General features: G+C 69.3%; 26 protein-coding genes and 1 pseudogene. 20 read left to right on the forward strand and 7 right to left on the reverse strand.

Annotation, left to right across the window (positions count from 1 at the left end):
* Positions 1-4: 4 nt before the first annotated feature.
* The gene (locus tag I6I07_RS18990; RefSeq protein ID WP_198483256.1) at positions 5-1,288 is read right to left on the reverse strand and encodes an MFS transporter; all 1,284 of its coding nucleotides are present in this window, start codon (positions 1,286-1,288) and stop codon (positions 5-7) included.
* A gap of 131 nt (positions 1,289-1,419) precedes the next feature.
* Here I6I07_RS18990 and I6I07_RS18995 point away from each other — a divergent pair, with 131 nt between their 5' ends.
* The 7 genes from I6I07_RS18995 (at position 1,420) to I6I07_RS19025 (ending at position 8,362) form a co-directional block, all read left to right on the forward strand.
* On the forward strand, positions 1,420-2,043 hold the full coding sequence (locus I6I07_RS18995) for a TetR/AcrR family transcriptional regulator (protein WP_232625651.1): 624 nt from the start codon (positions 1,420-1,422) through the stop codon (positions 2,041-2,043).
* A 178-nt stretch (positions 2,044-2,221) separates the two neighbouring features.
* Entirely contained in the window at positions 2,222-2,443 is a 222-nt protein-coding gene (locus I6I07_RS19000) for a hypothetical protein (protein ID WP_006396009.1), read from the forward strand.
* A gap of 115 nt (positions 2,444-2,558) precedes the next feature.
* Positions 2,559-3,476 carry a LysR family transcriptional regulator gene (locus I6I07_RS19005; RefSeq protein ID WP_198483257.1) on the forward strand — a complete coding sequence of 306 codons (918 nt, stop codon included), beginning with the start codon at positions 2,559-2,561 and terminating at the stop codon, positions 3,474-3,476.
* 135 nt (positions 3,477-3,611) lie between these two features.
* Positions 3,612-5,753: an FUSC family protein gene (locus I6I07_RS19010; RefSeq protein ID WP_232625652.1), complete on the forward strand. Its 2,142-nt coding sequence runs from the start codon at positions 3,612-3,614 to the stop codon at positions 5,751-5,753.
* Positions 5,743-5,937: a DUF1656 domain-containing protein gene (locus I6I07_RS19015; RefSeq protein WP_198483258.1), complete on the forward strand. Its 195-nt coding sequence runs from the start codon at positions 5,743-5,745 to the stop codon at positions 5,935-5,937. The genes I6I07_RS19010 and I6I07_RS19015 overlap by 11 nt, the downstream gene beginning before the upstream one ends.
* Before the next feature lie 7 nt (positions 5,938-5,944).
* The gene (locus I6I07_RS19020) at positions 5,945-6,874 is read left to right on the forward strand and encodes a biotin/lipoyl-binding protein (protein WP_420094509.1); all 930 of its coding nucleotides are present in this window, start codon (positions 5,945-5,947) and stop codon (positions 6,872-6,874) included.
* A 9-nt stretch (positions 6,875-6,883) separates the two neighbouring features.
* Positions 6,884-8,362, forward strand: a complete 1,479-nt coding sequence (locus I6I07_RS19025; RefSeq protein WP_198483259.1) for an efflux transporter outer membrane subunit — start codon at positions 6,884-6,886, stop codon at positions 8,360-8,362.
* Here the strand turns inward: I6I07_RS19025 and I6I07_RS19030 are convergent.
* Both I6I07_RS19030 and I6I07_RS19035 read right to left on the reverse strand, forming a co-directional pair.
* Complete coding sequence (locus tag I6I07_RS19030) at positions 8,335-9,624, reverse strand: Nramp family divalent metal transporter (protein ID WP_198483260.1); 1,290 nt, start codon at positions 9,622-9,624, stop codon at positions 8,335-8,337. The two genes, I6I07_RS19025 and I6I07_RS19030, sit on opposite strands and share 28 nt — an antisense overlap.
* A gap of 122 nt (positions 9,625-9,746) precedes the next feature.
* A complete protein-coding gene (locus I6I07_RS19035; RefSeq protein ID WP_006395999.1) occupies positions 9,747-10,172 on the reverse strand; it encodes an OsmC family protein in 426 nt (141 codons plus the stop codon).
* A 252-nt stretch (positions 10,173-10,424) separates the two neighbouring features.
* Here I6I07_RS19035 and I6I07_RS19040 point away from each other — a divergent pair, with 252 nt between their 5' ends.
* From I6I07_RS19040 to I6I07_RS19070, 7 genes and pseudogenes are all read left to right on the forward strand, one after another.
* On the forward strand, positions 10,425-11,369 hold the full coding sequence (locus I6I07_RS19040; RefSeq protein ID WP_198483261.1) for an ornithine cyclodeaminase family protein: 945 nt from the start codon (positions 10,425-10,427) through the stop codon (positions 11,367-11,369).
* Positions 11,370-11,407: 38 nt separating this feature from the next.
* Positions 11,408-12,577 (forward strand): annotated as a pseudogene (locus tag I6I07_RS19045) (ABC transporter substrate-binding protein).
* Between the two features lie 177 nt (positions 12,578-12,754).
* On the forward strand, positions 12,755-13,666 hold the full coding sequence (gene ehuB / locus I6I07_RS19050; RefSeq protein ID WP_198483262.1) for an ectoine/hydroxyectoine ABC transporter substrate-binding protein EhuB: 912 nt from the start codon (positions 12,755-12,757) through the stop codon (positions 13,664-13,666).
* A 9-nt stretch (positions 13,667-13,675) separates the two neighbouring features.
* Positions 13,676-14,329 (forward strand): ectoine/hydroxyectoine ABC transporter permease subunit EhuC, encoded by a 654-nt coding sequence (gene ehuC, locus I6I07_RS19055; RefSeq protein WP_198483263.1) that lies wholly within the window; start codon positions 13,676-13,678, stop codon positions 14,327-14,329.
* Positions 14,326-14,997: an ectoine/hydroxyectoine ABC transporter permease subunit EhuD gene (gene ehuD / locus I6I07_RS19060; protein WP_006395995.1), complete on the forward strand. Its 672-nt coding sequence runs from the start codon at positions 14,326-14,328 to the stop codon at positions 14,995-14,997. Before ehuC ends, ehuD begins: the two co-directional genes overlap by 4 nt.
* The gene (gene ehuA / locus I6I07_RS19065; RefSeq protein ID WP_198483264.1) at positions 14,994-15,764 is read left to right on the forward strand and encodes an ectoine/hydroxyectoine ABC transporter ATP-binding protein EhuA; all 771 of its coding nucleotides are present in this window, start codon (positions 14,994-14,996) and stop codon (positions 15,762-15,764) included. Before ehuD ends, ehuA begins: the two co-directional genes overlap by 4 nt.
* A 104-nt stretch (positions 15,765-15,868) precedes the next feature.
* Entirely contained in the window at positions 15,869-16,981 is a 1,113-nt protein-coding gene (locus tag I6I07_RS19070) for an NADH:flavin oxidoreductase/NADH oxidase (RefSeq protein WP_198483265.1), read from the forward strand.
* Positions 16,982-17,050: 69 nt separating this feature from the next.
* Here I6I07_RS19070 and I6I07_RS19075 read toward each other — a convergent pair whose 3' ends face one another.
* From I6I07_RS19075 to I6I07_RS19085, 3 genes are all read right to left on the reverse strand, one after another.
* A complete protein-coding gene (locus tag I6I07_RS19075; protein WP_006395992.1) occupies positions 17,051-17,701 on the reverse strand; it encodes a dUTPase in 651 nt (216 codons plus the stop codon).
* Positions 17,702-17,795: 94 nt separating this feature from the next.
* On the reverse strand, positions 17,796-18,344 hold the full coding sequence (locus I6I07_RS19080; protein ID WP_006395991.1) for a hypothetical protein: 549 nt from the start codon (positions 18,342-18,344) through the stop codon (positions 17,796-17,798).
* A gap of 11 nt (positions 18,345-18,355) precedes the next feature.
* Positions 18,356-18,994: a DedA family protein gene (locus I6I07_RS19085; RefSeq protein ID WP_049073130.1), complete on the reverse strand. Its 639-nt coding sequence runs from the start codon at positions 18,992-18,994 to the stop codon at positions 18,356-18,358.
* 105 nt (positions 18,995-19,099) lie between these two features.
* Here I6I07_RS19085 and I6I07_RS19090 point away from each other — a divergent pair, with 105 nt between their 5' ends.
* The 6 genes from I6I07_RS19090 to I6I07_RS19115 all read left to right on the forward strand — a co-directional run bounded on the left by I6I07_RS19090 (position 19,100) and on the right by I6I07_RS19115 (position 24,488).
* On the forward strand, positions 19,100-20,140 hold the full coding sequence (locus I6I07_RS19090) for a metal-dependent hydrolase (protein WP_198483266.1): 1,041 nt from the start codon (positions 19,100-19,102) through the stop codon (positions 20,138-20,140).
* Positions 20,141-20,308: 168 nt separating this feature from the next.
* Positions 20,309-21,076: an IclR family transcriptional regulator gene (locus I6I07_RS19095; RefSeq protein WP_198483267.1), complete on the forward strand. Its 768-nt coding sequence runs from the start codon at positions 20,309-20,311 to the stop codon at positions 21,074-21,076.
* 93 nt (positions 21,077-21,169) lie between these two features.
* On the forward strand, positions 21,170-21,874 hold the full coding sequence (gene pepE / locus I6I07_RS19100) for a dipeptidase PepE (RefSeq protein ID WP_198483268.1): 705 nt from the start codon (positions 21,170-21,172) through the stop codon (positions 21,872-21,874).
* The gene (locus tag I6I07_RS19105; protein WP_006395986.1) at positions 21,871-22,800 is read left to right on the forward strand and encodes a DUF1177 domain-containing protein; all 930 of its coding nucleotides are present in this window, start codon (positions 21,871-21,873) and stop codon (positions 22,798-22,800) included. The genes pepE and I6I07_RS19105 overlap by 4 nt, the downstream gene beginning before the upstream one ends.
* Positions 22,797-23,486, forward strand: coding sequence for an AroM family protein (locus I6I07_RS19110; protein WP_006395985.1), 690 nt, complete (start codon positions 22,797-22,799; stop codon positions 23,484-23,486). Before I6I07_RS19105 ends, I6I07_RS19110 begins: the two co-directional genes overlap by 4 nt.
* Before the next feature lie 12 nt (positions 23,487-23,498).
* Complete coding sequence (locus I6I07_RS19115) at positions 23,499-24,488, forward strand: Bug family tripartite tricarboxylate transporter substrate binding protein (RefSeq protein WP_054430035.1); 990 nt, start codon at positions 23,499-23,501, stop codon at positions 24,486-24,488.
* 93 nt (positions 24,489-24,581) lie between these two features.
* On the opposite strand, the gene coaBC is transcribed toward I6I07_RS19115, so the two are convergent.
* Positions 24,582-25,778, reverse strand: coding sequence for a bifunctional phosphopantothenoylcysteine decarboxylase/phosphopantothenate--cysteine ligase CoaBC (coaBC, locus tag I6I07_RS19120; RefSeq protein WP_198483269.1), 1,197 nt, complete (start codon positions 25,776-25,778; stop codon positions 24,582-24,584).
* Between the last annotated feature and the right edge of the window lie 74 nt (positions 25,779-25,852).

Raw genomic sequence — 25,852 nt, forward strand, 5'->3', positions numbered from 1 at the left:
CGGCTCAGGCCGGCTGCGGCACGGCCCGCTCGCGGCCAATCAGCAGCGCGATGACGGCGGCGATCAGGCCGGTGGCGCCGGCCGCGACGAAGGCCATCAGGTAGCTGCCTTGCGATTGGCGCACCACACCCGCCATCCAGGCCGCGCTGGCCGCCCCCAGCTGGTGGCCGGCGACGATCCAGCCGAACACGATGGGCGCCTCGCGGTCGCCGAAGGCTTCGGTGGCCAGGCGCAGCGTGGGCGGCACGGTGGCGATCCAGTCCAGGCCGAAGAACACCGCGAAGATCGCCAGGCTGTAGAACGAGAAGTCGGAGTAGGGCAGGTAGATCAGCGCCAGGCCGCGCAGTCCGTAATAGACGAACAGCAGCTTGCGCGGATCGTAGCGGTCGGTCAGCCAGCCCGAGGCGGTGGTGCCGAACAGGTCGAAGATGCCCATGATCGCCAGCAGGCCGGCGGCCTGCACTTCGGGCATGCCATGGTCGCCGCAGAGCGCGATCAGGTGCGTGCCGACCAGGCCGTTGGTGGTGAAGCCGCAGATGAAGAAGGTGGCGAACAGGAACCAGAAGGTGCGGGTCTTGGCGGCGCGCGCCAGCGCGCCAAAGGTGGCGGCGATCATGCCGGTGCGTGGCGCCGCGGGCGCGGGCGGCGCATGCGGATCGCTGCCGAACGGCACCAGGCCGACGCTGGCGGGGCGGTCGGGCACCAGCCACCACGCCAGCGGCACCAGCGCGGCGGCGGCGGCGGCCACGGTCCACACCACGCGGGTCCAGTCGCCCGACGACGCCAGCGCCGCCAGCAGCGGCAGGAAGATCAGCGTGCCGGTGGCGGTGCTGGCCGTCAGCAGGCCCATCATCAGGCCGCGGTGCTTGGTGAACCAGCGGTTGACCACGGTCGCGCCCATGACCACGGCAACGGCGCCCGAGCCGATGCCCGAGAACACGCCCCAGGTCATCAGCAGGTGCCACGGCTGGGTCATGTAGGCGCTGATGGCGCTGGAGGCGGCCATCAACGACAGGGCGGCGATCAGCACGCGGCGCAGGCCGAAGCGTTCCATGGCGGCCGCGGCGAACGGCCCGACCAGGCCATACAGGAAGATGCCGACGGCGGCGGCGAACGAGGTGGTGCTGCGGTTCCAGCCGAAGTTTTCCTCCAGCGGCACCAGCAGCACGCTGGGCGAAGAGCGCAGGCCGGCCGATACCAGCAAGGCCAGGAAGACGACAGCGACCACGACGAACGCGTACTTCTGGCCGGCGCGGCGGAAGGGGATGGGGGGTTGGGCTATACTCATGTTACTGACCGGTACGTAATTTGGTTTGCGAATAGTACGTACCGGTTAGTAACATCGTCAAGTGTTATTTTGACGACCCTGTTTTCAGGGCGGCCGGCCTTGCCGGCCGGTCTCAGTGAGGAGTTCCAGTCATGGCCAGCAAATCCCCGGCGGGCGGCAAGAAAGCCGCCGCCGATACTCCCGTGAAGCCGCTCCTGGCGGCGGATCGCATCCGCAAGACGGCGCGCGAGATGTTCTACCGCGACGGCATCCGGGCGGTGGGCGTGGACGCCATCGTCAACCAGGCCGGCGTCACCAAGCCCAGCCTGTACCGCAGCTTTTCGTCCAAGGACGAACTGGCCGCGGTCTACCTGCGCGACTACGACGCCGAGTTCTGGGGGCGCTTCAACGCTGCCTGCGACGCGCATCCCGGCGATCCCCAGGCGGGGTTGCGGGCCTATCTGTCGGGCCTGAGCGTGCGCGCGGTGCAGAACGGCTATCGCGGCTGCGGACTGACCAACGCGGCGGTGGAATATCCCGAGGCCGGCCATCCGGCGCGGGTGGTCGCGGTCGAGCACAAGGTCGAGCTGCGCCGGCGCCTGGCCGCCATGGCCGCCGAGATGGGGGCGCCCGATCCCGCCAGGCTGGGCGATGGGTTGCTGCTGCTGATCGAGGGCGCCTTCGTGTCCAGCCAGTTGTTCGGCGAGGGCGGTCCGGCGGCCCGGGTGGCCGACATGGCCGACCTGCTGATCGACGCGCATCTGGGGCGGCGATAGGTTTTTGCACTGCACAATACTGGTGCCAGATATGGTGCCGGATGCACCGTTGTGGTGGTGTTTGTACCCATTCCGCAACGGCGAAAATAATGCTAGGCATTTTTATTGCAACGCAGCATGCGCGGATCTAAGATGAATTCGTGCTGTTCCCCCATCGCGCTTTCTCAAGGAGAGAATCATGAGCGATACCGCGTTGAAAAATGCCCGCATGTCGGATGCGCTGGAGCGGTCCCTGATCCGCGAGGCCATCAAGGCGGAAACCCTGTCCGGCCCGTTCTCGCGCACCGGCTGGCGCCGGCTCAAGCTGCGCCTGCGCCGCTTTGGCGGCGCTGTCGGCGAAGTGCTGCACGACATGGACGCCGGCCGCCGCCAGCATCCGGTGATCTCCGCCCGCCGTTGAACCCAGGCCTGCGCCGGAAAAAAACGCCAGCAATCGCTGGCGTTTTTCATTGATGCCGGCAACGTCATGGGATGCTGCCCTATGATTGCGTCTTGATCATTCATCGGGAGCCGTCATGGCGCGTCCGGATCTCAACCTGCTGCTGGCGTTGGATGCGTTGCTGGATGAGGGCAGTGTCATTGGCGCGGCGCGCCGCATGAACCTGAGCCCGCCGGCGATGAGCCGCACCCTGGGCCGCATCCGCGAAGCCCTGGGCGATCCGGTGTTCGTGCAGGTGGGCCGAAAGCTCATGCCCACCCCCAAGGCGCTCGCGCTGCGCGAGCAGGTGCGCGCGGCGCTCGAACAGGCCACGCAGGTGTTCGAGGCCGGCGCCGCGATCGACCTGAAATCCCTCGACCGGCGTTTCAACGTCCGCGCCACCGACGAGTTCGTCAGCGTTCACCTGGGGCAGCTGCTGGACGCCATGGCGACCGAAATGCCGCGCGCCACGCTGCGCTTTTCGCCGGAAGAGGATGACGTCGATGACGAGGCGCTGCGCAGCGGCCGCATCGATCTGTTCATCAGCGGGTCGCGCAAGCTCGGCCCGGAGATCCGCGTGCAGTCGCTGTTCACCACCACTTTTGTCGGCGTCGCCCGCGAGCATCACCCGATTTTCGACGATGAGATCACGCCCGAGCGCCTGACCCGCTGGGAGCACATCAACGTGTCGCGGCGCGGCAAGTCCGTGGCGCCGATCGACACCGCCCTGGAGGCGCACGGCCTGCGCCGCCATGTCGCCCTGGTCGTGTCGAGCCCCTACACGGCGCTGTTCGCGCTGCAGGATTCGGACCTGCTGCTGCCATTGCCCCGCCACCTCGCCAGCGGCGCGCTTGCCGCGGGCCTGCGCATCCGCCTGTTCGACTTGCCGATGCCCCTGGAAACCGCTTTGTTGACGCAGGCCTGGCACCCGCGCCAGGAGGGTGACCCCGCCCATCAGTGGCTGCGGCAGACGATCCACGCCCTGTGCAGCGGCGAGGCGCGACAGGGGCGCTGACGTCTCGTCGCGCGACGGAGGGCGCGCGCCGGTAAGTGCGTCGAGCGCAATCATGCCAGTGCGATAAATTCACTTTTCCGCACGCATGGCGGTCTCTACAGTGGTGCGTCTGAATCACCATTGAAGAGTCTCATCGTGCGTTCAACGAACGTATCCGCCGCGGCGGCAGCGCGGTCCTGCCCCAGCCTCCTGTCGCTCCGGGCAGGGGCGGTGCGCGCGCTGCAATGCCTCGACCTGACGACCCCGCGCGCCACCTATGTGATGCGCTCGATTCTGGCGGCCTGGCTGGCGCTCGTCCTGGCCTTTGTACTGGATCTGCACGCGCCTTACGCGGCGGCCTCCAGCGTGCTTCTGGTCATCAATCCGGTGCAGGGGGCGGTGATCGGCAAAGGCATATGGCGGGTCATCGGCACGCTGGTCGGCATGCTGGCCGCCTTCGTCCTGATGAGCGCTTTCGGCCAGATGCCGTGGCTGTTCCTGCTGGGGTTCGGCCTGTGGCTCGGGGCCTGCGTGGCCGCCATGACGCTGCTGCGCCATTTCCGCGCCTATGGCGCGACGCTGGCGGGATACACCGTGGGGCTGGCCGCCTATGGCGCCATGCAGAACCCGCAGCTGACCTTCGATCAGGTGATGGGGCGCGGCGCGTCCGTGTTGATCGGCGTGGCGAGCCTGGGCGTGGTGTCGGCGCTTTTCAGCCGCCGCGGCGCCCGCAGCCGCTTGACGGCCCAATTGCACCGGTTGGCGGCGTCCGCCGCCAGCGTTCTGGCGCGGGATATCCAGGCGCTTGAAGGCGCGGGCCGGCAAGGCGGCAAGGCGCTGGATGCGGGCAGGCGCAGCCTCATCGTCGACATCTACGCCGTCGATGACCTGCTGGCGCTGGGAAAGGCCGAGTCCGCCGACCTGGCGCGACGCGCCGCCGCGGTGCGGCGCGCCATGGTGTCCTTGTTTTCCGCGCTGGTCGGCGGCGTGGCGCCGATGCGGCCAGGCGGCGCCAGCTTGCAGGCGCTGGCGGCGCTGCAGCCCGCCTGGGAGCAGGCGTGGCGGCAAGCCAGCGAGGCGTTGGCGCGGGATCCGGGACCCGGCGGGTCGGACCTGGCGGCGCGGTCCTTGTCGGCGATGCGTGCGCGACTGGCGCAAACACTAGCTGCGGCAACGACCGGCGATCCGCAGGCGCATGCCGTCCTGATGATCGCGGGCGACCGGCTGATCGAGCAGCTCGACGATTACCTCGAGGTCCTCGCTGGCATCGCGGTCCTGCATCAGCATCGGCGGCCGGCGGCGGCGCCGGTCCCGGTGCCGTTCCATCGCGACACGGGGGCCGCGCTGCAGAACGGCCTGCGCGCCTTGTTGACCGTGTTGCTGGGTGGCGCCTTCTGGATGGCGACCGGCTGGTCGAATGGCAACCTGATGCTGGCGGGACTGGCGGCGGCCTGCGGGCTGCTGTCCACCGCGCCCAATCCGGCGCTCGGCGCGGTGGCGTTGATTCAGGGCACCGTCGCCGCCGTCGTGATGGCGTTCCTGTGCGCCTTTCTGGTCTTGCCGCAGGTCTCGGGGCTGCCGCTGCTGCTGGTGGTGCTGGCGCTGTTCTGGCTCCCCGGGGTCTATGCCAGCGCCATGCCCCGCCACGGATTGGCCGGCGTCGCCTATCTCGTCGCCTTCACGACGCTGGTGGCGACGGACAACCCCATGCGCTATGACGTCGCCTCGTTCCTGAATGGCGCGGTGGCCTGGATACTGGTGGCCTTCTTCACGCTGCTCGGGTTCCGGATCGTGCTGCCGCGCAATCCGTCACGCGACACGGCGCGCCTGCGCCTGGCCATTCGCGATGACGCGCTTGCCCTTTTGCGAGGCGGCCGCGCCGACGCGCGCGCCTGGCAATGGCGGCAGCAGCATCGCACGGCGCAACTGGGCGCGCTGCTCAGGACGCGGCCCGACGCGATGGAGCGGGCCATCGCCGATGCCCTGGCCAGCATTCATCTCGGCCGTGAGCTGCTGCGCCTGCGCCGGGGATGGCGGCGCATGCCCGCCGGCGCCCGGCCGCGCCGCCTGCTCGCGGTGGCGTTGCGCCACATGCGGCGGCGGGCCGGCGAACCCCGGCTGGCCGCCCGGCATGCCCGCCGGGCGGCGCAATCCCTGTCGCGATTGCCGCCGGCGGATTGGGCCGCGCACGCCGACATCGGGCGATCGCGGGCCATGCTGCTCGATATCGCGGCGCTGCTCGAAGACCACGCGGATTATTTTTCTCGACGCCCCGGGAGGCTTCCCCATGCTCAGTGAGTTCGCGGTGGCAGGCATCTACCTGCCGCCATTTTTCGTCTACGCGTGCGTGACGCTGCCGATCTATCTCGGGGTTCGCCTGGTGCTCGCGCGCAGCGGCGTGCTGCGCCGGGTCTGGCACCCGGGCCTGTTCGAGTTCGCCATTTCCCTTTGCCTCGTTTCGGTGTTGATTCTCTATGTCTGATCGTCCCTTGCCTGATCGTTTGTTGCCCTTGAGGCTGCTGGCTCGCGTCGGCTTCACGCTGTGCGCGGTGATCGCCGCCGCCGTGCTGGTCGGCGCGCTTTGGCGCGCCTACGTCGTGGCGCCCTGGACGCGCGATGGCCGCGTCAGCGCGCAGACCGTCCGCATCGCCCCGGAGGTGTCCGGCACGGTCCTGGACGTGCCGGTGACGGACGATCAGTACGTGAAGCAGGGCGAGGTGCTCTACCGCATCGATCCGGCCCACTTCGAGCTGGCGCTGGCGCAGGCCGAGGCGCGACTGGCGGCGGCGGACGCGTCGTTGCGGCAGAAAACCGAGGACGCGCGGCGCCGGCGGGGCATGGAGAACCTGGTGCCCGCCGAAGACATCCAGCGTGCGATCCAGGCCGTGGCCATCGCCGAGGCCGAGCAGCGCGGCGCGCGGGTCGCTGTGGACATGGCGAAAATGGATGTGGCGCGCACCGTCCTGCGGGCCCCGGTTGACGGCTATGTGACACGGTTGAAACTGAACAAGGGCGACTACGCGGTGACGGGCCAGCCCAACATCGCGCTGGTGGACGCCCACAGCTTCTGGATCATCGGCTATTTCGAGGAGACCAAGCTGCGCGGCATCCGGCCCGGCGCGGCGGCGCGCATCCGCCTGATGGGGTCCGATGACATCATTGCCGGCCGGGTGGTGAGCATCGGGCGCGGCATCGCCGATACCAACCAGCAGGCCGATGCCCAGGGCCTGCCCAGCGTGGCCCCGACCTTCAGCTGGGTCCGCCTGGCGCAACGCATTCCGGTGCGCGTCGCGTTCGAGCAGTTGCCGCCGGATCTGGTGCTGGCCGCCGGCATGACGGCCAGTGTCGAGGTGGCGACGGCGGGAGGCGACGCGCCTGCCCAGGGCCGCCTCCTGTCGTTGCTGTACCACTGGATGTGAGGGGCGACGATGCCGCACAAATCGAATCGTCCGCGATCCGGCCTGCGCCGCGCGGCCCTCATGGCCTCGCTGGTGATGGCGGCGTCCGGCTGCACCACCGTTGGTCCCGACTATCACCCGCCCACCGTCGAGGTGCCTGCCGCCTGGGTCGAGGCCGTGGGCGCCCAGAGCCTGCGCGACCAGGCGGGGCTGCGCGCCTGGTGGCGCGCGTTCGACGATCCCATGCTCGACCGCCTGGTCGACCAGGCGCTGGACCGCAACCAGGATCTCGATATCGCGCTGGCGCGCCTGCGGCAGGCGCGCGCCGAACGCATCCAGATCGCTTCCGCGTCCTTGCCGACGCTCGGGGTCGGCGCGGCGGGCGAGGCCCGGCGTAGCAGCAAGGCGCTCGGTCCGCTGCCCGGTGGAGAGTCGCGCACCTGGCAGGTCGGCTTCGATGCGAGCTGGGAGCTGGATCTGTTTGGCGGCACGCGCAGGGCGGTCGAAGCGGCCGATGCGGATATCCAGGCGCTGGCCGATGACCACCGGGCGTTGCAGGTGAGCCTGGTCGCCGAGCTGGTGTCCCACTACGCGGGGTTGCGCGCCACGCAGATGCGCCTGGCCATCGCCCATGACAACCTGCGCACCTTGCGCGAGGCGGAACGACTGGCGGAACAGGCCCGGCGCAGAGGTCTGGGCAGCCAGGCGGAGGTGATGCAGGCACGCGCTGAACGCGAGACGGCCGAGGCGCAGCCGCCCTTGCTGGAGGCCGATATTGCCCGATTCAGCCACGCCATCGGCGTCCTGGCGGGGGGCTTTCCCGGCGATTGGCACGCGGCCCTGGCCGAGCCTGGGGCCGTCCTGCCCGCGCCGGTCCGCCTGCCGTTGTCACTGCCATCCGAGGTGCTGCGCCAGCGTCCCGATCTGCGGGCGGACGAACGGCGCCTGGCGGCCGCGACCGCCCGCATCGGCGTGGCCGAAGCCGAACGCCTGCCCACGTTCCGCATCCCCTTGGGCATTGGCACCACGGCCAGCCTCATTCACAGCCTGTTCTCCAGCGCCAGCCTGGCCTGGGCGGCCGGGGCGCAGGCCAGCCAGCGCCTTTACGATGGCGGCCGGGCCCGCGCCGGCGTGACGGCGGCGCAAGCGAATGCCGACGCGGCGCGTCTGGCCTACGAGCGCGACGTGCGGGTGGCGCTGCGCGAGGTGGAAGACGCCCTGACGGCGTTGAGCAGCGAGCGCCAGCGGCAGGCCTCGCTGAAGGAGGCCGTTGCCGACAGCGGCAAGGCATTGGACCAGTCGACCCGGCTCTACGCGCGCGGGCTCAGCGCCTACCTGCCGGTCCTGGTGGCGCAACGCACGGTCAACCAGGCGCGAGACGCGCTGGCCCTGAGCCAATGGGAGGAAATGCGCGGGGTGATCGCGCTCTACAAGTCCCTGGGCGCGGGCTGGCCGGACGAGCCATCCGCGCAAGCCGAGGCTTACACCACCATGTCGACTAACAAATAGCCGTCCAGCAGGATGATGCCGACCGTGGCGATGACCGCGGCCCAGGCCCAGGCGCCGCGCAGCGCGTGGCGGCCCATCAGGGGCTTGCGGCAGGCCAGCCACACCAGCGGGCCCAGCGCGAAGGGCAGGGCCAGGCTCAGGATGACCTGGCTCAGCACCAGCAACTGGTCGGGGTCCTGGCCGCCGGTGAAGGCCAGCAGGCCGGCGGCGATGGCGCCGGCGATCAGCCGCGTGACCAGCGCGCGGCGGCGGTCGGACCAGCCGCTGTTGATCTGGAAGCCGCGCGACAGGATGCGGCCGGCCAGCACGCCGGTGATGGTGGAGCTTTGCCCGGCCGCGTACAGCGCCACCGCGAACACGATGGCGGCGCCGATGCCGAGGGTCTGGCCGATCACGGCGTGGGCGTCGTCCAGGCTGGAGACGATCAGGCCGGAGCCGGACAGCGAGGCGGCGGCGACGATCATGATGGCCGAGTTGATCAGCATGGCCACGCCCAGCGACACCACGGTGTCATTGCGCGCCACGCGCATGGCCAAGTCGCGGGCGTCGGCCGGCAGCACGCGGGCGCGCTGCGCCAGCGAACCGGAATGCAGGTAAAGGTTGTGCGGCATCAGCGTCGCGCCCAGGATGCCCAGCGCGATCAGGAAGCCTTGCGGGTCGCGCAGCGCGTGGCCGGTCTGCGTCATGCCGTGGGCCACGTCGGTCCAGGCGGGGCTGGCCTTGAACAGCAGGAACACGAAGGACGCGGCCACCACCGACAGCAGCACCGCGATGACGCGCTCGTGGCGGTCGGCGTTGCCGCGCGTCAGGGCCAGCACGGCGAAGGTGCCGACGCCGGTGACGGCCACGCCGCCCAGCAGCGGCAGGTTGAACAGCAGGCGCAGCGCGATGGCGCCGCCGATGAGCTCGGCTAGCGCGGTGGCCAGGATGGCGGCCTCGCCGGCCAGCCAGGCCGTCTTGGCGGTGCGCGGCGACAGGTGGCGGGCGGTGAGGGTGGCCAGGTCTTCGCCGGTGGCCAGCGCCAGGCGCGACACCAGCACCTGGAAACCCAGCGCCAGGAGGGCCGAGGCGATCACGACCAGCAGCAGGCCGTAGCCGAAGCCGCTGCCGCCGGCGATGTCGGTGGCCCAGTTGCCTGGGTCGATGTAGCCCACCGCCACCAGGATGCCGGAGCCGACCACCCGGCGCAGGTTGGCCGTGACCTGGGCGTCCTGGGGGTACGCCGCCTTGCCGCCTGAAATCGCGTAGATGAATCGGGTCATGTCAGTTCCTGAGAATGGTTCTCATTTTCCATATCTCTGGCATGACCGTCAAATTGATTTTCAGCAAGCCCCGGATAGGGCGGGCCAATGGCGCGCCCGCTGCCGGGGCCTGCCGCGGCCGGTCACGACTTGAGCTTGGCGTCCATGGTGATCTTGGCGTTCAGCACCTTGGAGACGGGGCAGCCCTTTTCGGCCTTGCGCGCGGCCTCGTCGAAGGCTTCGGCGCTGGCGCCCGGGATCACGGCTTCCACGGTCAGGTGCACCGCGGTGATGGCAAAGCCGCCCTCGACCTTGTCCAGCGTGACCTCGGCCTGCGTATCCAGCTTCTGCGGAGCCAGGCCGGCCTCGCTCAGGATGTTGGACAGCGCCATGGTGAAGCAGCCGGCGTGCGCCGCGCCCAGCAGTTCCTCGGGGTTGGTGCCCGGGGTGTCGCCGAAGCGCGTGTTGAAGCCGTAGGGCTGGTTCTTGAGCGCGCCGCTCTGCGTGGAAATCGTACCCTTGCCCGTCTTCAGATCGCCCGACCAGGCGGCGGTTGCGGTTTTCTTCATGCGTGACTCCTGTGTAGGGGACGCGCCCGCTGCGGACACGTCCGATGGGGGGAGAGCGCGCGAGCCGCCGGCGGGGGCGGGGCGCGTTGCCGGAAGGGGCACGGTCCATCATACGGGGCGGGCGGCCAGCCGGCGAGTGGCCGCCGCGCCTATCGGCAAGCCGATGTAACCGGCCGATCCCGCGGCTTGCCAGCGCTGCGCCGCGCCGTCACACTTCGCCCCTGGCTCAACCCGAACAGGCATTGGATACAGATGGTAGTGATCGACACCGAACAAACCCGCCGCGCATTGTCGTTCGACGCGGCGATTCCGGCATTGCGCGAGGCCTTCCGCCAGGGCGCCCATGTGCCCACGCGCCACGTCCATGCCATCGAGTCGGGCGGCGCGCACGGCACCACGCTGATCATGCCGGCCTGGAACGAACAGGGTTATTTCGGCGTCAAGGTCATCAACATCTTTCCCGAGAACACGCGCCAGTCGCTGCCCGGCCTGCACGCCACCTACAACCTGTACAGCGCCCGCACCGGCGTGCCGCTGGCGCAGGTGGACGGCGACCAGGTGACGGTGTTCCGCACCGCCGGCGCGGCGGCGCTGGGTGCGTCCTACCTGGCGCGGGAAGACGCGCGCGTGCTGGTCATCGTCGGTTCGGGCCGCATTGCCGGACTGGTGGCGCAGGCCATGCGCACGGTGCGGCCGATCGACAAGGTGTGGGTCTGGAACGTGCGTCCGGCCGGCGCCGAGGCGCTGGCGGCCGCGTTGCGCGAGCAGGGCTTCGACGCCAGCAGCACCCTGGACCTGGAGAAGGCCGTGCGCGAGGCCGACATCGTCAGCTGCGCGACGCTGTCGAGCGTGCCGCTGGTGCGCGGCGACTGGCTGCGCCCCGGCGTCCACCTGGACCTGATCGGCAGCTTCAAGCCCGACATGATCGAGACCGACACGGCCTGCTTCGACGGCACCACCGTCTATGTGGATACCGACGAGGCGCCCACCAAGGCCGGCGATCTGCTGGCCGCGTTCGAGGCCGGCGTGCTGGCCCGCGACGAGATCCGCGGCAACCTCACCGACCTGGTGCGCGGCCAGGCGCCGGGCCGCACCCGCGCCGATGAAGTGACGGTGTTCAAGGCGGTCGGCAGCGCGCTGGAAGACCTGACGCTGGCGGCGCTGGTCTACGAGGCGTGCAGCGGTCAGGCAAAATAACGCCATCCGCCGTTTTTTTCTTCCTGCGAGCTGTCGTCATGTCCCGCTTCTTCGTCCGCTACGCCTGCGCTGTCGCGCTGGCCGTTCCCGCCCTGTCCGCCCATGCCGAGATCGTGATCGGGGTGGATGTCTCCACTACCGGTCCGGCCGCGGCGATCGGCATCCAGACCAACAACGCCATCCGCCTGTGGCCCGCCACGCTGGGCGGCGAGCCGGCGCGCTACGTGGTGCTGGACGACGGCACCGACGTCAGCCGCGCGGTCAAGAACCTGCGCAAGCTGACCTCGGAAGACAAGGTCGACGCCATCGTTGGCCCCAATACCACCGCCGCCGCCCTGGCCGGGCTGGACGTGCTGGCCGAGACCCGCACGCCGATGATCGCGCTGGCGGCGTCCAGCGTGATCGTCGAGCCGCTGTCCGATCCCAAGCGCGCCTGGGCCTTCAAGATGCCGCAGAACGATTCGCTGATGGCGACCGTGCTGGTCGAGGACATGAAGAAGAAGGGCTTCAAGAACGTGGCCTTCATCGGCTTCGCCGATTCCTACGGCGACAGCTGGTGGAAGGAGTTCTCCGCCGCTGCCGGCAACGACGTCAAGATCGTGGCGCAGGAACGCTTCCAGCGCACCGACGCGTCGGTGGTGGGACAGGTGCTCAAGGTGATCGCCGCCAAGCCCGACGCGGTGTTGGTGGCCGGCGCCGGCACGCCGTCGGCGCTGCCGCAGAAGACGCTGCTCGAGCGCGGCTACACGGGCACCATCTACCAGACCCACGGCATCGGCACGCTGGAGTTCCTGCAGGTCGGCGGCCGGGATGTCGAAGGCACGCTGTTTCCCACGGGCCCCGGCGTGGTGGCGCGCGAGCTGCCGGATTCGAACCCGGTCAAGAAGGTCGCGGTGGAATTCGCCGACAAGTACGAGCGCCAGTATGGCGCCAACACCCTGACCCAGTTCGCCGGCGACGCCTATGGCGCCTGGATGCTGCTGGATTCCGCCGTGGCGCGCGCCCTCAAGACCGGCGCCAAGCCCGGCACCCCGGAATTCCGCGCCGCGCTGCGCGACGCGCTGGAGAACACCCGCGACCTGATCGTGCCCAACGGCGTGCTCAACATCTCCAAGGACAACCATTAGGGCTTCGACGAGCGCGCCCGCGTGATGGGCGTGGTGCGCGACGGCAAGTTCTCCTACGCGGACGCCGCCGAGAAAAAATAGGGACGACATAGTCCCCTACGGTTCGTAACGAGTGCTCACCCGCCATAGGGCTGAGCGCGGGAAAAGCAGGCTTCGGCCTGCTTTTTTTTGTCCATATCATTAGAAGTGAAATGATTTAATGTCGTATCATTTTTAGCGAAGCCATGTACCTAGAAATAAATTCGGGAGAAATAGACCATGATCGTCCAACGCACCCGCGGCATCCTGCTGGCCCTGAGCCTGGGCCTGCTGGCCGCCTGCTCCGACTCCGGCTCGGACAAGCCTGCGCAGGGGGCCAGCGCGCCCGCCGCCGGCGGCGACACGCTGGCGGCCGCCAAGGCCGCCGGCAAGATCCGCATCGGCTATGCCAACGAGGCGCCGTTCGCGTTCATGGACAGCAAGGAGGCCAAGGTCACCGGTGAATCGGTCGAAATCGCCCGGGTGGTGCTCAAGCGCATGGGCATCAACGAGGTCGAAGGGGTGCTGACCGAATTCGGCTCGCTGATCCCGGGCCTGCAGGCCAAGCGCTTCGACATCATCGCGGCCGGCATGTACGTCACGCCCGAGCGCTGCGGCCAGGTGGCGTTCTCGAACCCGACCTATGGCGTGGGCCAGGCGTTCCTGGTCAAGCAGGGCAACCCGAAAAACCTGCACAGCTACGAGGACGTGGTGAAGAACCCCGACGCCAAGCTGGGCGTGGTGGTGGGCGCCATCGAGGCCGAATACGCGACCAAGGTGAAAGTGCCGGCCGGCCAGATGGTGGTGTTCCCCGATGCGGTCAGCGCGCTGTCCGGCGTGCAGGCCGGCCGCGCCGATGCCTACGCGGCCACCGCGTTGACGGTCAACGACCTGATGGGCAAGACCAACGACGGCAGCGGCCTGGAGAAGGCCGAGCCGTTCACCGATCCGGTGATCGACGGCAAGGGCGTGCGCGGCTACGGCGCCTATGCCTTCCGCACCGACGACAAGGCCTTTGCCGACGCCTTCAATGCCGAGCTGGCCAAGTTCATCGGCACCGACGAGCACAAGAAACTGGTGGCGCCGTTCGGCTTCACGCCCGAGGAACTGCCCAAGGACGTCACGGCCGCCAAGCTCTGCGCCGGCCAATAAGGGGCGCCGATGCAGCTCATATCCGAACATATCGCCGAGCTGGTGCCGCCGCTGCTGGAAGGCCTGGCGGTGACGCTGGAAATCATGGCGGGCGCCGTGGTGCTGGCGGTGCCGCTGGCGCTGGCGGCCGGGGTGGGGCGGCTGTCGACGCAGCGGCCGGTGCGCTGGCTGGCGTCGATCTATATCGAGGTGTTCCGCGGCACTTCGGCGCTGGTGCAGCTGTTCTGGTTCTACTTCGTGCTGCCGCTGTTCGGCGTGCAACTGCCGGCCATGCTGGTGGGCATCGTGGTGCTGGCGCTCAATGCCGGCGCCTATGGCGCCGAGGTGGTGCGCGGCGCGATCCGCGCGGTGCCGCCGGGCCAGCGCGAGGCCGGTGTGGCCCTGAACCTGACGCGCGGCCAGATCATGCGCCGCATCGTGGTGCCGCAGGCCATCCCGGCCATGCTGCCGCCGGCCGGCAACCTGCTGATCGAACTGCTCAAGAACACCGCGCTGGTATCGCTCATCACCATCACCGACCTGACCTTCCGCGGCCAGCTGCTGCGCAGCGAAACCCTGCGCACCACCGAGATCTTCACGCTCATGCTGTTGCTGTATTTCGCGGTGGCGCTGCTGATCACCGCGGGCGTGCGCCTGCTTGAACGGAGGGTCCGGGTCCGATGAAACCGATATTCGACTGGTCCTTCGCGCTGGAAATCCTGCCCACGCTGGGCTCGGCGCTGGTCATCACCATCCAGGCCACGGTGCTGGGCATGCTGGTGGCCGTGACGCTCGGCCTGGCGCTGGCGCTGCTGCGGCGCTCGCGCCTGGCGCTGGTGTCGCTGCCCACGGCGTTCGTGATCGAGTTCGTGCGCAGCACGCCGCTGCTGGTGCAGATGTATTTCCTGTTCTACGTGCTGCCCTTGACCGGCGTGCAGATGTCGCCGCTGGCGACCGGCATCGTGGCGCTCGGCCTGCACTACGCCACTTACTGCGCCGAGGTCTATCGCGCTGGCATCGAGGCGGTGCCGCGCGGCCAGCTGGAAGCCGCGCGGGCGCTGAACATGTCGCCGTGGCGCACGGCCGTGGGCGTGGTGCTGCCGCAGGCGATCCCGCCGGTGGTGCCGGCGCTGGGCAACTACCTGGTGGCCATGTTCAAGGACACGCCGCTGCTGTCGGCGATCACGGTGGTCGAGCTGCTGCAACAGAGCAAGATGATCGGCTCCACCACCTTCCGCTACACCGAGCCCCTGACGCTGGTCGGCGTGCTGTTCCTGGCGCTGAGCCTGGTCGCGGCCTGGGGCGTGCGCGGCCTGGAGGCCCGCCTGCAACGATATGGAGGAAAGCGATGAGTTCCAGCATCACCATCAAGAACCTGCACAAGCGCTATGGCGAGCTGGAGGTGCTCAAGGGCATCAACCTGGAGATCCCGTCCGGCCAGACCGTGGCCGTGATCGGGCCGTCCGGCTCGGGCAAGTCGACGCTGCTGCGCGTGCTGATGACGCTCGACCCGCCCAGCAGCGGCGAGATCGAGATCGACGGCGAGCCGATGTGGACCGATGCCCAGGGCCGCCCGACCGGCCCCAATTCCGAGCACCTGCGCAAGGTGCGCGGCAAGATCGGCATGGTGTTCCAGCACTTCAACCTGTTCCCGCACATGACCGCGCTGGGCAACGCCATGGAGGCGCCGGTGCACGTGCTGGGCCTGCCGCGGGACCAGGCCCGCGAGCGCGCGGTGGAATACCTGGAGATGGTCGGGCTGGGCGACAAGCTCGACGTCTATCCGGCGCAGCTGTCTGGCGGCCAGAAGCAGCGCGTCGGCATCGCCCGCGCGCTGGCGATGTGCCCCGAGATCATGCTGTTCGACGAGGTCACCTCGGCGCTCGACCCGGAACTGGTGGGCGGCATCCTGCAGATCCTGCGCGACCTGTCGGCGCGCAAGAGCATGACCATGATCATCGTCACCCACCAGATGAAGTTCGCCGAGCGCAGCTCGGACCGCACGCTGTTCTTCGACGAAGGCAACATTGTCGAGGATGCCGCGTCGCAGACGCTCTTCAGCGATCCGAAGGAAGCGCGCACCCGGCAGTTCCTGGACAGCGTGATCGAAGGTCAATAAGAAGAGGTGCCGCCCTAAACCCCCACGCGGGCGTCGGGATTGGCGGCGCGGGCGGACGCGGGCGCTATGCTGTGCATCCGCGTCCATCGCCCGGAGCCCTACGCATGAGCCATCTTTTCAGTCCCACGTCAGTCGGCAACGTCGAACTGGCCAACCGCATCGTCATCGCGCCCATGTGCGAATACTCGGCCGACGAGGGTCGCGCCACCGATTGGCACATGATCCACCTGGGTCATCTGGCCCTGTCGGGCGCGGCGCTGCTGTTCACCGAGGCGACCGCGGTCGAGGCCGATGGCCGCATTTCGCCGGGCGATCTGGGCCTCTGGTCCGACGAGACCGAAACCGCGCTGGGCCGCGTGGTGCAGGCGGTGCGCCGCTATTCGCCGATCAAGCTGGGTATTCAACTGGGCCACGCCGGCCGCAAGGCGTCGAGCCATGCGCCCTGGGACGGCGGCCAGCTGGTGCCGCCGGAGCAGGGCGGCTGGCAGGGCTGGGCGCCGTCGGCGCTGCCGCACAACGCCACCGAGCCGGCGCCGCGCGCGCTCGACGCGGCCGGCCTGGCGCGGGTGCGCGACGCCTTCGTCGACAGCGCGCGCCGCGCCATCCGCCTGGGCTTCGACGTCATCGAGCTGCATGCGGCCCACGGCTACCTGCTGCACCAGTTCCTGTCGCCGCTGGCCAACCAGCGCGACGACGCGTATGGCGGCTCGCTGGAGAACCGCATGCGCTTCCCGCTGGAAGTGTTCCGCGCGGTGCGCGAGGTGACGCCGTCGTCGGTGGCGCTGGGCGTGCGGGTCTCGGCCACCGACTGGGTCGAGGGCGGCTGGGATCCGGCGCAGACCGAGGCGTTCGCGCTGCGGCTCAAGGAACTGGGCTGTGAGTTCATCGACGTCTCCAGCGGCGGCGTGTCGCCGCTGCAGAAGATTCCGGTGGGGCCGAACTACCAGGTACCGTTCGCCGACGCGATCAAGCGCACGGTCGGCCTGCCCACCATCACCGTGGGCCTGATCACCGAGGCGCGGCAGGCCGAGGACATCGTGGCGCAAGGACAGGCCGACATGGTGGCGCTGGCCCGCGGCATGTTGTTCGATCCGCGCTGGCCCTGGCACGCCGCCGCACAGCTGGGCGGCCAGGTCGCCGCGCCGCGCCAGTACTGGCGCTCGCAGCCGCGCGAGCTGAAGGATCTGTTCGGCGAGACCCGCTTCGGCCAGCGCTAGCGGCCGGAACCGCCGTCCCATGAAAAACGCCGCATGACGCGGCGTTTTTTTCGGGCGTGCGGGAGGCGCTTACAGGCGCGAATAGGCCGCTTCCAGCTCGCGGTGAAGGATGTCCGCGAAGTCGGCGCGGGCGGCGTCGTGCTGCGACAGCAGGCGCGCCAGCACCACGTTGTCTTCCTCGCCGTTCCAGATCTTGATGTAGGTGCCTTCCTTGTAGCCGTGCTGCTGGCGGAAGATGTTCAGCACGTTCTTGGAGACGTACTGGGTGTAGGCATCGTTCCAGCTCATTTCGCAGGCGGTCATGCTCTGCTCGAGCAGCTTGAAGCTGGCGCGGCCGCACACCGCCAGGCCGCCGATCAGTTCCAGCAGTTCGGGCACGGCCAGACTGGCCAGCGCGTAGCTCTTGCCGTCCAGCGTGATCGAGGCGGGGCCGGCCAGGTCGGCCACCAGCGCGGCGGCGGCGGCGTTGACGTCGCCCTTGGCCTGCACGATGGTGTGCGACAGGTAGAAATGCAGGATGTCGACCAGTTCCATCTGCACCTGCGGCAGGTCGATGGTCTGCTTTTTCCACCACTTCCAGCCGTAGTGCTCCAGGGCCTCGGCCGATTCGACGAAGGCGGCGCGCAGGAAGCGGGCGCCACCGTTGATCCAGTCCGGATTGATCATGCTGTTCAAGTCGCCTTGCAGCTTCAGCATCGTGGCCGCCTGGGCCTGGTTCAATCCGACAACGTTATTCACTTTTACTCCGGTATTCGTGGGGTCTGTACGACAGCGGCGGAAATGTTAGCACCATTGCCGCCGCGGCCGTGGCCGCTCACGCGTCCTTGCGGTACGACGAGGTCTTGAGCGGCGGCAGCTTTTCCAGCGGCCGCTTGCGCGGGTCGCGCGCGCCGCTGGCGGCCTTGAACAGCATCAGCGCGAAGAAGCCCAGGAACACCGCCGGCATGAAGTCGTCCAGGTCGAAGCGCGGCGCGTGCAGCGCCTTGAAGGCGACGTTGACCGCGGCCCAGCCGGCCACCGCGCCGGCAATGGTCAGGAAGATGCCCTGCTTGCGCTGGCGCGCGCGCTTGGCCAGCGAGACCGCCTCGGCGTCGGTCTGGCCGGGAGCCACGGTGGGCGGCGCGCTGTCGGCGCGGCGCGATTGCAGCGGGGGCGGGGCGGTCTTGCCCCAGGTCAGGTCATTCAGCGAGCCCTGGCTCGGCGCGGGCGCGGGCGGCGGCACCGGCGTGGCGACCGGCGCGGCGGCCTGGCGCTTGGCCTCGGCCTTGCTCGGCACCCGTCCGGGCGTGGCGCCGCCGGCGCGCGACAGATTCTCGATGTAGCGCGCGAAGTCGCCGTTCTTCGGCTCCAGGTCGATGGCCATGCTGTTCTCCGCTAGTTGCCGCGACGGATGCGCGCCGGCTGCCGGCGTTTGCGCATCATCGCGACCAGAAGCCCGCATCCTAGCAGCACCGAGAAGCCCGCGCCGATCATCATGGCGATCTGCTGCGCGTTCTCGGCCGCGCCGAGGCTGCGCGCGGTGATGTAGCCCGGCGCCAGCATCAGCGGCATCCACAGCACGGCCGACAGCACGTTGGCCATCTGGAAGCGGCCGTGGGCCATGCCCATGACGCCCGCCACCGTCGGGATGGTGGAACGGATCGGGCCCAGGAAGCGGCCGATCAGCACCGAGGCGAAGCCATAGCGGTAGAAGAACAGCCGGGCGCGGGCGACGGCGGTGCGTTGCTGCTTGAGCGGCCAGCGGCGCAGCACGCTGGGGCCGGCCCAGCGGCCCAGCGCGTACGACAGGGCGTCGCCGACGATGGCGCCGGCGATGCCCCAGGCCAGGATGCTCCACGGGTCGAGCGTGCCCGCGCCGATCAGGCCGCCGGTCAGCAGCATCAGCGCCGTCGCGGGGATGAACAGGCCCAGCAGCACCATCGATTCCCCCAGCGTGAGCAGGAAGGTGATGGGGCCGGCCCAGGCCTGGTTGGTTTCGATCAGCACGCCGATCTTGTCGATGTATTGGTCCATGAGACGAAACTTGAAAATTAGCTGAATGCAATCGGGTATCTTAACGCCTGCATTGTGGAAGACAGGTGAAAATGCCGGTCCATCGGAGCTTATCGTCGGAGTGTTATGGATTCGGTTACACAAGCCGTGCTGGGCGCGGGCATACAGGGAGCGCTGCTGGGGCGCGTGCAGGGGCGCCGGGCGCTGATCTACGGCGCCGCGCTGGCGACGGTGCCGGACCTGGACGTGCTGATGCGCTACCCGGATCCAGTGTCGCTGATGACCTACCATCGCGGCTTCTCGCACTCGATCTTCGTGCTGACGGGCCTGGCGCTGCTGCTGACCTGGCTGATACGCAAGTACTGGCCGCAGGCCCCCTATAGCGGCAGGCGATTGTTCCTGACGCTGTGGCTGGTATTGGTGACGCATCCATTGCTGGACGCCTTCACCGTCTATGGCACGCAGTTGTTCTGGCCGCTGGCGTCGATCCCCGAAAGCTGGTCGGCGATCTTCATCATCGATCCGGTCTATACCGTGCCGCTGCTGCTGGCGGCGGTCTACGCGATCATCGCGGGCATGACGCGCGGCGCCCGGCGGTTCCTGGCCGGGGCGCTGATCTTCAGCACCGCCTACCTGGGGTTCGGCCTGGCCGGCCGCATCGCCGCCGAGCACCGGGTGCGCGACGCGATGCAGGCGCAGGGCATCGCCGTCACCGAGCTGCGGGCCATTCCCATGCCGCTCAACACGCTGCTGTGGCGCGTCATCGCCAAGACGCCGGATGGCCATTACTACGAGGCCGTCAGCAGCTGGTTCGACCGCGAGCCGCCGGAATGGCTGCGCCAGCCGCTGCATCCGGAACTGGGCCAGGCGCTGGCGGGCGTGCCGCTGCACGAGCGCCTGCGCTGGTTTACCGACGACTGGCTGCGCTATGACGCGATGGGCGATGCGCTGGTGGTGACCGACCTGCGCATGGGCATGGCCGGCCACTACAACTTCCGCTTCAAGATGGCCGAGCGCGCGCCCGATGGCGGCTGGCGCCCGGTGACCCCGTCCAGCTGGCCGGGCGAGCGGGGCGGCTGGGCCGAGCTCAAGCTGCTGCTGGCCCGCATCCTGCACGCGCAGCCGCCGCTGCCGCTGGCGCAGTGGGCGCAGACCGCCACGCGCTAGCGCGGCCGGGGCGACCGCGCCCGCTTTTCCTCATGCGACCCGCCGCGATCCGGCGGGTTTTTCATTGACCCCGCTGCCAGCCCCTTGAGCACGTATTGACCGTTCGTCCGGGCCTGCATTATTCTTGTTCTCTATTAAGGAACAGTAGTTCCGTTTTGTGGAACATCAATGAGTATTCTCGACGGCGTCCAACGCGTGCTGGCGCTTTATGCGGAAGGCGCGGCGGAGCTCAGCTTTACCGACGTGGCGCAGCGCTTGTCCATGCCCAAGAGCACGGCATCGCGCCTGCTCAACCAGATGCAGCACTACGGCATGCTGGACCAGGACGCGGCCTCGCGCCGCTACCGTCCCGGCCTGTTGCTATCGCAGGCGGTGCGCGCCGGCCTGGCCGCGACGCCGCTGGATGACGCCTGCCGCAAGGTGCTGGCGCGCCTGTCCGCCGACAGCGGCCTGACCGCCTACCTGTCCACCCTGAACCAGCGCGAAACCGTGGTGCTGCAGCGCCTGAACGGCTCGCACCCGGTGCAGGTGCTGTCCCCGCCCGGCTCGCGTCGCGCCGCCTCGGGCACGGCCATGGGGCGGGCGCTGCTGTCGCGCCTGAGCCAGGCCGAGTTCGACGCGCTCTACGGCGCCGACCCCGCGCAGTCGTTGCCGATGGAAGGCAAGGATTGCCCGGCCACCGTCGGCGAGCTGGCGCAGCGCGTGGCGCAGACCCGCGCCGACCATTACGGCGTCGCCATCGACCAGGCGATGCCCGGCATCGGCGCCGTGGCGGCGGCGGTGCGCGATCCGTCCAGCGGCGAACTGCGCGGCCTGTGCCTGTCCTTCGTGTCGTTCCAGGTCGACGCCGTCCGCGTCGCCGCGTTGCGCGACGCCTTGACGCAGCAGGTCGCCGAACTGGGGCGCGAACTGAACGATCCCTACTGGCTGGACTGACGCATCAGCCCCTCTCCGATTCCTTCACCGATTTCCACTATCCGGCCGCGCCCGCGCGGCGCTCCGACTCAACGAATCCACGGAACCTTGCACATGAACCTTCTGCTCCTCAGCAATTCCAGCAGCGACGCCGGCTACCTGGCGCACGCCTTGCCCGACATCCGCGAGCTGATCGCCACGCTGCCGGCCGGCGCGCCGGCGGTGTTCGTGCCGTACGCCGGCGTCACCCGCGACTGGGACGACTACACCACGCTGGTGGTGACGGCGCTGGCCGACACCGGCCTGGACATCCAGCCGCTGCACCGCGCCGCCGATCCGGTGGCCGCGCTGGAAAAGGCCGCCGTCATCATCGTCGGCGGCGGCAATACCTTCAACCTGCTCGGCCAGCTGCGCCGCCAGGGCCTGCTGAGCGTGGTGGCGCGCCGCGTGCGCGAAGGCGCCGCCTACCTGGGCTGGAGCGCTGGCTCCAACCTGGCGTGCCCCAGCATCTGCACCACCAACGACATGCCGATCACCGATCCCGAAGGCTTCGACGCGCTTGGCCTGCTGTCCTTCCAGATCAATCCGCACTACACCAACGCCCACCCTCCCGGCCACCGCGGCGAGACCCGCGCGCAGCGCCTGGCCGAGTTCTGCACGCTGAACCCGACGATGCCGGTGCTGGGCCTGCCCGAGGGCGCCGCGCTGCGCGTGCGCGGCGCCGCCATCACGCTGGTCGGCCCGCACGATGCGCCGCTGTTCCTGGGCAGCAACGAGCCGCGCGTGTTCCAGCCCGGCGCCGTGGAGATCCCGGCATGAAACAGGTCATCGACACTATCGAGCTGCTGTCCTCGGCCCACGTCACGGGCGAGGCGGTGGCGCAGGTCCTGCGCGAGGCAGGCCATTGTGAAGTCGAGGTCACGCGGCTCGAGCGCGACGGCCTGTCCACCGACTTTCTCTCCATCGTCATTCCCGGTTCCGACGCGAACGCGCCGCAGTTGGGCATCGTCGGCCGCCTGGGCGGCATCGGTGCGCGTCCGGCCGTCACCGGCCTGGTGTCGGACAGCGATGGCGCCGTGGTCGCCGTGGCCACCGCGCTCAAGCTGATGGCCATGGCGCGCCAGGGCGACGTGCTGCCCGGCACCGTGCGCATCCGCACCCACATCTGCCCGCGCGCCGGCACCCGTCCGCACCACCCGGTGCCGATGATGCGCTCGCCGTTCCCGATGCGCGAGATGATGTCGCACGAAGTCGATCCGCGCATGGACGCGATCCTGTCGGTCGACACCACCCGCGGCAACCGCCTGGTGAACCAGCGCGGCGTGGCGCTCACGCCCGTGGCCAAGCAGGGTTACCTGCTGCGCATTCCCGAAACCATGCTGGACGTGATGGGCTGGGTCAGCGGCCAGCTGCCCCTGACGCTGCCCTTGACCACGCAGGACATCACGCCCTACGAGAACGGCCTGTGGCACGTCAATTCGTTGATGCAGCCGGCCATCGTCACCGACGCGCCGGTGGTGGGCGTGGCGCTGACCGCGCAGACCGCCGTGCCGGGCTGCGCCACCGGCGTGACCAATGCGGTCGACGCCGACGTCGCCATGCGCTTCTGCATCGAGATCGCCAAGCTGTTCGGGCAAGGCGCCATGACCTTCTTCGACGACGCCGAATGGCGCGCGCTGCAGGCCCGCTACGGCTCGATGGCACACCTGCAGACCACCGGCCAGGAACCCGGGGGCGCGCAATGAGCGCGCCCAAGCCGCGCCGCGTGGCGTTCTTCACCATCGGCCAGTCGCCGCGCAGCGACGTGGTGCCCGAGATGGCTCCCTTGCTGGGCGAGCACGTGCGCATCGACGAATTCGGCGCGCTCGACGGCCTGGACGCCGCGGCGCTGGCCGCGCTGGCGCCGCGCCCGGGCGAATACCGCTTCGCCACGCGCATGCGTGACGGCAGCCAGATCGAGCTGGACGCGGCCGCCGCCGAGGCCCGCCTGGCGCAGGTGATGCGCGAGGCCGACGCCGCCGGCTACGACCTGCTGGTGCCGCTGTGCACCGGCACCGCGATCGCGCCGATGCGCACGCTGGTGGTCGAGCCGCAGCAGGTGGTGGATCACCTGGTCGCGGGCCTGTCGCAGCACAGCCGCAAGGTCGGGCTGGTGGTGCCGCTGGAAGCCCAGGTCGACGCCTTCCACATGGCCGTGCCGCTGGAATGTCCGGCGACGGTGGTGCATGCCTCGCCTTATGAGACGGACGCGGCGCGCGCGGCCGCCAATTTCACGCAGGCCGGCCGCGAATTGGCCGACTGCGATTTCATCGTCATGCATTGCATGGGCTACGCCGAACGCATGCGCCAGGCGGTGGCGCAGGCTTCGGGCCGCCCGGTACTGCTGTCGAATCGTGTCGTCGCGCAGATGCTTGCGCAAATATTGGAATAAGGGATCCACTTCATGTTCAGCCGTAGTTTGCAACGCGCCGCGGGCGCACTGTTCGTCGTCAGCACCCTGGCGGCCGCGCCGGCCATGGCGGCGGACGCCTGGAAGCCGACCAAGCCGGTGCGCCTGCTGGTCGGTTTCGCGCCCGGCGGCTCCGCCGACACGCTCGCGCGCCTGCTGGCCGAGCCGCTGTCGCAGCGCCTGGGCCAGACGGTCGTGGTCGAGAACCTGGCGGGCGCGGGCGGCAACATCATGGCGTACCGCCTGTCGCAATCGCAGCCCGACGGCTACACCATCGGCATCGCCGCGGCCGGTTCCATGGCCATCACCCACGTGCTCAACGCCAAGGGCACCAGTTACAAGCCGACCGACTTCACGCCCATCACGCTGGCCGCGGTGCAGCCCAACGTGGTCATCGTCAACAAGGACGTGCCGGCCAACAACCTGGCCGAGCTGAAGGACTACTTCCAGAAGACGCCGACTGCCACCTACGGCACCGCCGGCGTGGGCATCTCCAACCACCTGATCGCCGAGACCATGCTGTACAAGCTGGGCGTGAAGGTGCCGCACGCGGCCTACCGCGGCGCGGCGCCCGTCATCACCGACCTGCTGGGCGGCCACATCGCGATGACGATGGACAACATCTCCACCGCCGCGCCGCTGGCGCTGCAGGGCAAGGTCAAGGCCATCGGCGTGGCTTCGCTCAAGCGCTCGCCGCAACTGCCCAACGTGCCCACGCTCGACGAGCAGGGCCTGAAGGGCTTCGACATGCCGACCTGGCAGGGCGTGTTCGCGCCGGCCGGCCTGCCGGCGGACGTGCTGGCCGCCTACTACGCGGCGCTGCAGGACGTGCTCAAGCAGCCGTCGGTGATCGAGAAGATGGCCGGCCTGGGTTCGGAACCGGTCAGCGGCATGACGCCCGAGAAGTTCGGCCAGTTCCTGGAAAACGACCGCAAGCAATGGGCCGACATCGTGCGCGCGGCCAACATCAGCCTGGAACAATAAGGCTGCCGCGCCCGCCGGCCTTGGCGGGCGCCGCAAACAAAAACGCCAGACTCGCGTCTGGCGTTTTTTTTGGCCCGGACGAACGCGGGCGTGTCAGGTCGGCAGCCGCGCCGCGATCTCGGCGATCAGGCGGCGCGCGGCGTCCAGCTTGTCGGCCGCCGGCAGCGGGTGCGCGCCTTGCGCATCGAACAGCACCAGCTCGGTGGTGTCGGCGTCCATGACCTTGTGCGCCAGGTTGCCCACCAGCAGCGGGATGCCCTTGCGCTGGCGCTTGGCTTCGGCGTGCTCGGCCAGTTTCTCGGTCTCGGCCGCGAAGCCGACGCACCACGGCCCGTCCTGCAGCTTGGCCACTTCGGCCAGGATGTCGGGATTGGGCTCGAATTCCATCTGCGGCGCGCCGCCGCCCTCGCTGGTCTTCTTGAGCTTCTGGTTGCTGACGTTCTTGACGCGCCAGTCGGCCACCGCCGCCACGGCGATGAAGATATCGGCATCGGCCGCGCTGGCCATCACCGCGTCATGCATCTGGCGCGCCGTCATCACCGACAGCGCGGTCACGCCGCGCGGCACGGGCAGGGCGGTGGCGCCGGTGATCAGCGTGACGCGGGCGCCGGCCTCGCGCGCGGCCCGCGCCAGGGCGTAACCGGTCTTGCCCGACGAGCGGTTGCTCAGCACGCGCACCGGGTCGACCGGCTCGGACGTGGGGCCGGCGGTCAGCAGCACGTGGCGGCCGGCCAGCAGCTTGGGCTGGAAGAAGGCGATCAGGTCGGTCAGGATCTCGTGGGCTTCGAGCATGCGCCCGTCGCCGGTCTCGCCACAGGCCTGTTCGCCGGCCGACGGGCCCAGGATGCTGATGCCGTCGGCGCGCAGCTGCGCCACGTTGCGCTGGGTGGCCGGGTTGGCCCACATTTCGCGGTTCATGGCGGGCGCCACCAGCAGCGGGCAGGCGCGCGCCACGCACAGCGTCGACAGCAGGTCGTCGGCCATGCCGTGCGCCAGCTTGGCCATGAAGTCGGTGCTGGCCGGCGCGATCAGCACGGCGTCGGCGCCGCGCGTCAGGTCGATGTGCGCCATGTTGTTGGGCACCCGCGGGTCCCAGGCATCGACGAACACCGGGCGGCCGGACAGGGCCTGCATGGTCACCGGCGTGATGAAGTGCGTGGCCGCTTCGGTCATCACCACGTCGACGACGGCGCCTTGTTCGGTCATGCGCCGCACCAGCTCGGCGATTTTGTAGCAGGCGATGCCGCCGGTCAGGCCGAGGACGATGCGTTTGCGGGCGAGGTCGAGCATGGGTGTCGGACGGCGGTTTGAATGCCGTCAAATCAGGGAACGGACAGTGATTTTATTCCGCATTGCCGCATCGC

It is taken from the genome of Achromobacter deleyi (assembly GCF_016127315.1).
In the GTDB taxonomy this organism is placed as follows: Bacteria; Pseudomonadota; Gammaproteobacteria; order Burkholderiales; family Burkholderiaceae_B; genus Achromobacter; species Achromobacter insuavis_A.